The organism is Hamadaea sp. NPDC051192, from assembly GCF_040682475.1.
Lineage (GTDB): Bacteria > Actinomycetota > Actinomycetes > Mycobacteriales > Micromonosporaceae > Hamadaea > Hamadaea flava.
On record NZ_JBFBAZ010000101.1, the window covers coordinates 20,403 to 29,491 of the forward strand.

Consider the following 9,089-nt stretch of genomic DNA (forward strand, 5'->3'; position numbering starts at 1 on the left):
GGGGCGTGACTCGACGATGCTAGAAGCCCGACGCCGGAGCCGTCTTGTACGGAAACGACACGCCACCTGTTTCAGGAAGAAAGCCAGGCCTTCATGCGCTGCTCGGCCTTGGCCGTGAGCCGCTCCATCGACTCCGGCTCCGCCGACCAGCCCATCTCCCAGCCGGTCTCGTAGAGCACGGTCACGACGTTGCCGATGCGGACGACCGCGATGAGCCGGACATCGTTGCCGCCGGTGAGCTTGCCGTCGACGTCCCGGGTCGGATACGCCCGCTCGAAGAGGAGCGATTCGTCGCCGTGCTTGGGCCCGGTCAGCAGCCGGTTCGTGTAGGTGTAACCCTCGAGCGTCTCCTGCGGGCACGCCTCGACGGCGGCCTTGATCTCGGCGACCAGCCGAGCGCCGCCCTCACCGGTGTAGCTGCTGATCGTCTGCAGGATCGTGCCGTCCGGGGTGTTGTCGAGCGGCGTACCGGGGTTGTAGTAGCGCATCGTCCGGGTCTGCCGGACCTGCCGGACTGCGTCGCTGGCGTACCGCGCCTTGCACAGCGGCGGCAGCATCGGCTCCGGGACCACCGCCGGCCCGTCGGTGGACCGGGTGTCTTCCTTCTGCAGGAACGCCTTCGCCGGAACGGTCTTCGGGCCCGGTCGCGTGGCCGGCGAGGACGACGGGGAGGCGGAGGGCGCGGCCGAGGTCGCCGTCGCCGTGGGCGAAGCCGGCGTGGCCGCCCGTTCGCGATCACAGCCGGCGACGATGACGGAGGCCAAGGTCAGCAGGGCGAGGCTGTAGCCGGTGGTGGTCTTCATCGTCATACTCCCCACGAGGTCTTCTCTATAGATAGCGCACGGGAACAAGTGCCGAAGATTTTCCGGGGACCGTGTCGATCCGTGGGCCGCTCGTTCGACCTGTGGGTGCGAGGGCCGATGGGCGGCCCCGCCGGACGAGGAGAAACGCGATGTCGAAGTACATGCTGATCATGCGGGGCACCGACGAGTCGAACGCGGCCCTGATGGCCGGGTTCGAAGAGTTGGCGGCTTCGACGTATCAGTACATCGAGGAGCTGGTCAAGGCCGGTGTGTTCCTCGCGGCCGAGGGGCTGGACGAGCCCGGCCAGAGTGTCGTGATCGACTTCACCGGTGACGCCCCGGTGGTCACGGACGGGCCGTACGGCGAGACCAAGGAGCTGTTCGGCGGCTACTTCATGATCGATGTCGCCTCGAAGCGGGAGGCGGTCGAGTGGGCCAAGCGGATTCCGGCGGTGACCGGGTCCAAGATCGAGGTCCGGCGGGTGGCCGGCGACGACGAGATGCCGGCGTTCGTCGAGGAACGGGCCGACGACGAGAGCGCCGGCCGGATCTGATGGATGCGGCTGATGTCGAGGCCGTCTGGCGGATCGAGTCGGCGCGGATCGTCGCCGCGCTGACTCGGTTCACCGGGGACTTCGGGCTAGCCGAGGATGCCGCCCAGGAGGCGGTGGCCGAGGCGTTGGAGTCGTGGCCGGTGGCGGCGCCGAGCAGTCCGGCGGGTTGGCTGATGGCCACTGCTCGGCGGCGGGCCATCGACGCGATCCGCCGCCGGGCCGCCCTCCAGGACCGGTACGCCTTGCTGGCGGCCGAACCGGTGGTCGCCTCCGGCGTCGAGGAGGACGTCGACCCGGATCGGATCGACGACGACATCCTGGCGCTGATGTTCGTCAGCTGCCATCCGGTGCTCTCGCCCGAGGCCCGGGTGGCGTTGACGCTGCGGGTGGTCGGCGGCCTGTCCAGCGAACAGATCGCCCGCGCGTTCCTCGTTCCGGTGCCGACTGTGCAGGCCCGGATCACCCGGGCGAAGAAGACCATCGCGGCGGCCGGCGTGCCGTTCGAGCTGCCGCCGGCCGACCAACGCCGGGAACGGCTCGGCGGCGTACTCAGTGTGCTGTATGTGATCTTCACCGAGGGGTCGACGGCCACCTCCGGTGACCGGCTGGTCCGCCCCGACGTCGCGTACGAGGCGATTCGGCTGGCCCGCACGCTTGCCGCGCTTCAGCCGGACGAGCCGGAGGTGCACGGTCTGCTCGCGCTGTGCGAGCTGACGGCCGCGCGCTTCCCGGCTCGGACCGCCGCCGACGGGTCGCCGATCCTGCTGGAAGATCAGGACCGGCGGCGGTGGGACCGCTCCGCGATCCGCCGCGGCCTGGCGGCGTTGGCCAAGGCCTCGCCGCGCGGTCTGGGTCCCTACGGTCTGCAGGCCGCGATCGCCGCCGCCCACGCGACGGCGCCGTCGGTGGAGGCGACCGACTGGGACCAGATCGTGGTCCTCTACGAGGTGCTCGGCCGCGTCGCGCCCTCGCCGGTGGTCGAACTCAACCGGGCCGTCGCCGTGGCGATGGCTTCCGGTCCGGCGCAAGCCCTGGCCATCGTGGACGAGCTGATCGCCTCGGATCGGCTCCCTGGTTCCCATTTGGTGCCGACGGTACGCGGAGAGCTGCTGGCCAGGCTCGGCCGGCGGCCGGAGGCGCGGGCCGAGCTGGAATTGGCCGCCCGGCTTTGCACCAACGAGCGCGAACGTTCGGTGCTGGTACGCAAGGCGGCCGCACTGGGCTGACGAGGCACCCGAGCCGGTCAGGCGTTGACGCCGGCGGAGAAATGCCGGCCGGCTGAACGTCGGCGGCTCACGGCCAGAGCTGCTGCCAGGGTGGCCACCGTGAGGCATCCCCACAGCAGGGCCGGGCTGGCATCGAGCAGTCCCATGAGCGCGGCCGGGGCGCAGGCCATGCCGAGTCCGGTGGAAAGCTGGAAGCGCACCAACGCGCGGCCCACCTGCGCGGGCGGCGTGGCCGCGATCACGAGGGCCGTTCCGCTTCCGGTGTAGAGGATCTCGCCGAGCGTGTAGACGACGCCGACTACTGCGATGGCCATGGCTCCCATCGCCTCACCCGCCCAGAAGCCCAGATAGGACAGGCCGAGCACGACCCCGGCCGCAGCCCATACCGTTCCGCGGGCCCAGCGGGACAACCACTTGACCAGGGGTACCTGAAGCACGATCACCAGCACTGTGTTGGCGACGAACAGGGCCGCCGGCCAGGCAGCGCTGGCGTGCATCCGGGTCACGAGCAACGCCGGCAACACCACCTCCAGCACGCTGAAGCACATGGCGAAGGGGAGGTTGGCCACGAGCAGCCCGGCCATGCTGGGCGGCGTACCGGGGTCGTGGTCGTGCCTCGACTCGACGGCGGTCACCCGGGTCGACAGCGCGAGCCCGCCCGCAACGAGGAAGGCCACGGCGGTGCCGGCCAGGAGGCCGGTCAGGACGTTCCCACCGCCGGCCACGGCGAGCATCGCCAGCAGCGCGCCCGAGCCCATCCCGGCATTGCGTACCGATCTCGTCATCGCGAGCGCGGCATCGCGTTCCCGTCCCTGTCGGAGCGCTGCCACCACCGCCGCGTGCGCTGCCGGGAACGCCTGACCGCCGATGCCCAACAGGGCCGAGGCGACAGCGAACGCCGCCAGCCCATGACCGGTGAGGAGGACGGCCACCCCGGCGACGCGGACGAACAACGCCGTCGCGACCGTCGCCGACCGCGCCCCACGGTCGATCCACCGTCCCACGAGAGGAAGCACGGCAAGTCCGGCCAGCGAGCCGACCGACAGCGCGACGCCGGCCTGGCCGACCCCCAGCCCGAGCACGGTCACGGCGTAGAGCACCAGGAACGGCCGGAGTATCCCGCCGCCCACCGAATCGACCACCAGGGCCGCCACATATCTGCGCACGCCGTCGAATCTCGTGGCCAGAGCGCTGGGCGGCCCGTGAGTTGACGGGGATCGTCAACTCACGGGCAGCTGGGCTGGGCGGGCGAGCACTATTGGGAGCGTGGCCATCTCGATCGACATCACTGGCGTGCCGCAGGAGCGATTCCTGTTCGCGCCCTCCCCGCTGGCCGAGCTGACCTCGATGCTGCACGCGCTGTCCGAGCCCGGCCATCACCCGGTTCTACACGGCTGGATCACGGCCACCTCCGCCGCACTCAAGCCGGAACTCAGCGAGCGCATGATCGAGGCCGACTTCCTCTGGCGGTCGTCCCGGGCCGACTTCTTCGTGCCCAGCCGGCCGAAGGCCACGCTGGCCGAGGAGCTGGACGAGGTCGACCGGCTCGACGACGAGGCGTACGTGTTCGCCGCGTTGATGACGACCAGTTGCGGCTCGGCTCCGCTGTACCGCCGCTTCTCGCGCGAGAAGGCGCTGGAACGGGCGTCGGCCCGTGGTCCTCGGCAAGCCGACTTCGCCGAGCGGCTGCTCGACGACCCACCACGGGTACGCGCCTGGGTACGCCGCCTGCTCGAAGACTGCGAACAGGCGTTCTTCGCCGAATCCTGGGCGCGAGTGCAGAACCAGCTCGCCGCGGACTCCCGGCACAAAGCGGATCTGTTGGCGCACCACGGTCTCCCGGCCATGCTCACCGCCGTGTCACCATCGATCTCGCTGCACGACGACCGGATCGTGGTCGACAAACTCCAGGACAACGCGACGACTGCGTACGGGGCCGGGGTCACCTTCGTTCCGACGGCGTTCGGCCACCCCCACCTGCTGGTCGTGCACGCCCCGGGCTGGCGGCCGGTGATTCAATACCCGGCCGCCCAACCCGGTCTGCCACACCCGATCTCGCTGCAGGACGTGCAACGGCGCATCGACGCCCTCGCACACCCGGTGCGGCGCAGGCTCGCCCGCACGATCGCGCGCGGGCCGCACACCACCGGCGAGCTGGCCGACGCCTGGCAGCTGACCGCGCCCGAGGTCTCCCGGCACCTGGCGGTGCTCAAACAGGCCGGGCTGGTGACGGTCAGCCGCCGCGGGCGATACGTGCTCTACCAACTCGACCTCGTGGTCTGCGCCCGGCTCGGCGCAGACTTCGTCGAGGCGATCCTGCGCTAGCCGCGGGCGGTCAGGAGATCGGGAAGTTCGAGCGGAACACCTGGCCCGGGTCGACCTGGCTCTTGATCTGCCGCAGGCGCTGCACCACCTCGGGGGTGAAGGCGTCGGCGACGGTCTCGGCCGGGTTGAGGAACGTGAACGGCTTGCGGCCGCTCACCGGCAGCGTTTCGGCAAGCGCCGCCTGCTTCGCCAGCACGCCGGCGGGGTCCTGCGCGAGGCCGAACAGATAGAGCGCGTACGGCTCGGTGAGGGGGCCGTGCGGGCTGTCGGACGGCTGGGCGAACGCGCCGCCGAGGTGGCGTACCTGGATGCTGAGCAGCGGTGCGATCGGCTCGGCCAGCAACGTTTCGTCGAGCGTGGTGAGCAGTTCGGCGCGAGAGAACCCCGCGCTGGGGTCGGTGGGTTCGCCGGTGATGCCGCCTAGTTCGGCCACTGTCATCGCGCGCCGAGTGTCCGCGATCGGCTGCGGCAGCCGGTCCAGCTCCGCGACCAGGTCACGCGCCTCGGCCTCCGGGCCGAGGTGGGTGAGGTCCACGGTCACCATCGGGTCCGCGCCGGGGAAGTGGACCAGGTTGAACCACAGCGTCAGCTCGTCGGGCGCTTTCGCCACGATCTGCTGGTACGCCGAGAGCACAGCGGAAGCGTGCGCCCCGGCCCACATCATGCGCCCGCCGTAGACGTGCGGCGCCGGGTGCAGCTCGAGTTCGAGGGCGGTGACGATGGCGAAGTCGCCGCCGCCGCCGCGCAACGCCCAGAACAGGTCGGGTTCGGTGTCGGCGGTGATGTGCCGTTGGCTGCCTTCGGCGTCGACGATGTCGAAGGCGCGGACGCTGTCGGCCACCCAGCCGTGCTTACGCCCGAACCAGCTCAGTCCGCCGCCGAGGGCGACGCCGGTGACGCTGACGACGGGGGAGCTGCCGGGCAGCCCGGTCAACCCGTACGCCGCCGCGGCCTGCTGGAGCCGGCCGGACGAGACGCCGGCGCCGATGCGGGCGCGCCGGTTCCCCGAATCGATGTCCAACGCATCGAGCTGCCGAGTACGCAGCAGAACCGTCCCGTCGGTCCGCCCGGTGGCGCCGTGCCCGTTGGGCTGGGTGGTGAGGGTGAGCCCATTCGCGCGGGCGTAGCGGACCAGGTCGGCGACGTCGGCCGCGTCGGCGGCTTCGACGACGGCGTCCACCGGTTGCTCGACGGCACGGTTCCACGGCAGGCGGGTGGTGTCGAAATCTGCCTCGCCCGGCAGCCACACCTGTCCGCGTACGACATGGTGAAGATTCTGGATATTTGACATCTAGGATAACCCCCCTGAGAAGTGGCCGCGCGGAGATGGTCAGGCGCGCAGCGCCGTGAATCTGTTGACCGTGTTGCCGGGTGTGGCTGGATAGCGCTGCTCGACCTGGGTCTTGAGCCCGGCGAGCGTCTGGCCGGCCAGCTCCTTGCGCCAGGCCAGATCGGCCCGGCTCATGGCTTGTGACACGAGGCAGGACTGGCGGTAGTCGACCGTGGAATCAGCCCCCGGACCCTGCTTGAGCAGCTGCTCGCAGCGGAACGCCGCGTCGGCGCCCTCGATGGCCACGACGATGTCGAGCAGGGTGATCGTCTCCGGGCTGCGGGCGAGCTGGAAGCCGCCACGCGGACCGGAGGCCGACGTGACGATGCCGGCCCGAGCCAACGCCTGCAACTGCTTGTTCAGGTACGCGGCCGGCAGGCCGTAGAACGCGGCGAGCTTGGCGGCCGGAACCGCCTGCCCCGACGGCAGCCAGGTCAGGTTGAGGCAGCTGTGCACCGCCCACTCGACGCCCTCGCTCATCCGCATATCCTGGACACTACACGTCCAGAATAGGCTTCGCAACCATCTTGGCAAGCCGGAGTGGAAGCCGACGAGCATTGGTCAGTCGGGGCGTAGCCTCGGCGGGGAGAGGTTGAGCGCCTCAACGGGGGAAGCATGACGAGATCCATCGTCGGCTTGATCACGCATCGCCGGGCTAAGTACGGCTTCATCATCTTCTGGCTGATCGTCGTCGCGGTCGCCGGACCGCTGGCGGGCAAGCTGACCGACGTCGAGAAGAACGAGGCCAAATCCTGGCTGCCGGGCAGCGCCGAGTCGACCAAGGCGCTGGACGCCCAGGCCGCCTTCGCGTCGCCGAACACCCTCCCGGCCGTGGTCGTCTACGAGCGGCCGTCCGGGCTGACCCCGGCCGACCAGCAGAAGATCGCCGCCGACGCGCAGACCTGGGCGGGCCTGGGCGAGCTGGACGGCAAGGTCGTCGGCCCGATCCCGGCACAGGACGGCCAGGCCGCGGAGATCATCATCCCGCTCGACCTGGGTGAGGAAGGCTGGAACAAGGCCGCGGCGGCGGTCGAGGGGATCACCGCGACCGCCCGGAACGGCGCGAACGGCATGACGGCCTACGTCACCGGCCCGGCCGGCATCGCCGCCGACTCCAGCAAAGCCTTCGAAGGCATCGACTCCACTCTGCTCTACGGCACGATCACGGTAGTCGTGGTCATTCTGCTGCTGACCTATCGCAGCCCGGTGTTGTGGCTGTTGCCGGTGATCTCGGCCGGCGTCGCACTGACCGTCGCGCAGGGGGTGATCTACCTCCTGGCCAAGAACGCCGGGCTCACCGTGAACGCGCAGAGCGCGGGCATCCTGACCGTGCTGGTCTTCGGCGCGGGCACCGATTACGCCCTGCTGCTGGTCGCCCGATATCGGGAAGAGCTGCGCAAACACGAAGACCGGCACGAGGCGATGGCGGTGGCGCTGCACCGGGCGGGCCCGGCGATCATCGCCAGCGCGTCGACCGTCGTCGTCGGCATGCTGTGCCTGATGTTCGCCGAGACCAACGCGACCCGCGGCCTCGGCCCGGTGGCCGCCATCGGCATCCTCGTCGGCCTCGCCGTCATGCTGACCCTGCTCCCGGCGCTGCTCACGACGGTCGGCCGCTGGGTCTTCTGGCCCAAGAGGCCGGTCTTCGGCTCCCGCGAACCCACCACCACCGGGTTCTGGGCGAAGATCGGCGCGGGCATCGCCCGGCGCGCCCGGCTTACCTGGATCGTCACCACCCTGGTGCTGGCCGCGCTCGCCGTCGGCATCGTCCAGCTCGACGCGAGCGGGCTCACGAACGCGCAGTCGTTCCGCGGCAACCCGGACTCGGTCGTCGGGGAGGAGACTGTATCCCGGCACTTCCCGGCCGGCGCGGGCAACCCGGTCGTCGTCGTCAGCGGGGCCGGGCAGGCCGACGCGGTACGCGCGGCGTTCGCCGGCACCAGCGGCATCGACCGCGCCACCGTCACCCCACCGGTGATCCGCAACGGAACCGCGTACCTCGAAGGCACCCTGACCGCCCCAGCCGACAGCCAAGCCGCGTACGCGACGGTCGACCGCGTCCGCGACGCCGTGCACGCCGTCCCCGGCGCGGACGCGCTGGTCGGCGGCAACACCGCGATCAACCTCGACGTCCAGCGAGCCGCCGAACACGACCGCAACCTGATCATCCCGATCGTGCTGCTCGTGGTGTTCCTGATCCTGATGATGCTGCTACGGGCGGTGATCGGACCCGTCCTGCTCATCGCGACCGTCGTGCTCTCGTTCGGCGCCGCCCTGGGCGCGAGCGCCCTGGTGTTCCGCCACATCTTCGGCTTCGAAGGCGCGGACACGTCCCTGCCGTTGTTCGTCTTCGTCTTCCTCGTCGCGCTGGGCATCGACTACAACATCTTCCTGATGACCCGCGTACGCGAAGAGTCGACGCGGCACGGAACCCGGAGAGGCGCGCTGGTCGGCCTGGCCGCGACCGGCGGTGTGATCACCTCCGCCGGTCTGGTGCTCGCCGGCACCTTCGCCGTCCTGGCGACACTGCCGCTGACCGGGTTCGCCGAGATCGGCTTCGCCGTCGCCTTCGGCGTCCTGCTCGACACCATCGTCGTACGCTCGGTCCTGGTCACCGCCCTGAACCTGGACCTCGGCCGACACATCTGGTGGCCGAGCGGATTGGCCCGGCAACCCGACGTGCCGGCCGAACAGGCGGCGGACGAGGCGATGCGATTGCCCGCACCGGGCCCCGCCGCCCGCCTCGACTAGCGCCTTCCGCCGACGCTGCGCTTCGCCCGCTGGACTTTGGCGCTGGGCTTTTTGGCGCTGGATCAGGGTTCCGGGTCGAATCATGGTCCAAGATTCGACC

General features: G+C 70.5%; 8 protein-coding genes. 4 read left to right on the top strand and 4 right to left on the bottom strand.

The features are described 5' to 3' along the window. Positions 1-71: 71 nt before the first annotated feature. On the bottom strand, positions 72-803 hold the full coding sequence (locus AB0M47_RS30905) for a hypothetical protein (protein ID WP_363420266.1): 732 nt from the start codon (positions 801-803) through the stop codon (positions 72-74). A 149-nt stretch (positions 804-952) separates the two neighbouring features. Here AB0M47_RS30905 and AB0M47_RS30910 point away from each other — a divergent pair, with 149 nt between their 5' ends. After that, a complete protein-coding gene (locus AB0M47_RS30910) occupies positions 953-1,357 on the top strand; it encodes a YciI family protein (RefSeq protein WP_363420268.1) in 405 nt (134 codons plus the stop codon). Next, complete coding sequence (locus AB0M47_RS30915; RefSeq protein WP_363420270.1) at positions 1,357-2,583, top strand: sigma-70 family RNA polymerase sigma factor; 1,227 nt, start codon at positions 1,357-1,359, stop codon at positions 2,581-2,583. The genes AB0M47_RS30910 and AB0M47_RS30915 overlap by 1 nt, the downstream gene beginning before the upstream one ends. A 17-nt stretch (positions 2,584-2,600) precedes the next feature. Here AB0M47_RS30915 and AB0M47_RS30920 read toward each other — a convergent pair whose 3' ends face one another. Next, positions 2,601-3,749, bottom strand: coding sequence for an MFS transporter (locus AB0M47_RS30920; RefSeq protein ID WP_363420271.1), 1,149 nt, complete (start codon positions 3,747-3,749; stop codon positions 2,601-2,603). 100 nt (positions 3,750-3,849) lie between these two features. Between AB0M47_RS30920 and AB0M47_RS30925 the strand changes: the two genes are divergently transcribed. Then, positions 3,850-4,908 carry a DUF5937 family protein gene (locus AB0M47_RS30925; RefSeq protein ID WP_363420273.1) on the top strand — a complete coding sequence of 353 codons (1,059 nt, stop codon included), beginning with the start codon at positions 3,850-3,852 and terminating at the stop codon, positions 4,906-4,908. A gap of 10 nt (positions 4,909-4,918) precedes the next feature. Here AB0M47_RS30925 and AB0M47_RS30930 read toward each other — a convergent pair whose 3' ends face one another. Continuing rightward, on the bottom strand, positions 4,919-6,199 hold the full coding sequence (locus AB0M47_RS30930; protein ID WP_363420275.1) for an FAD-binding oxidoreductase: 1,281 nt from the start codon (positions 6,197-6,199) through the stop codon (positions 4,919-4,921). Positions 6,200-6,238: 39 nt separating this feature from the next. Further along, positions 6,239-6,718: an Rrf2 family transcriptional regulator gene (locus AB0M47_RS30935; RefSeq protein WP_363420277.1), complete on the bottom strand. Its 480-nt coding sequence runs from the start codon at positions 6,716-6,718 to the stop codon at positions 6,239-6,241. 135 nt (positions 6,719-6,853) lie between these two features. Here AB0M47_RS30935 and AB0M47_RS30940 point away from each other — a divergent pair, with 135 nt between their 5' ends. After that, a complete protein-coding gene (locus tag AB0M47_RS30940; protein WP_363420279.1) occupies positions 6,854-8,989 on the top strand; it encodes an MMPL family transporter in 2,136 nt (711 codons plus the stop codon). Positions 8,990-9,089 lie beyond the last annotated feature (100 nt).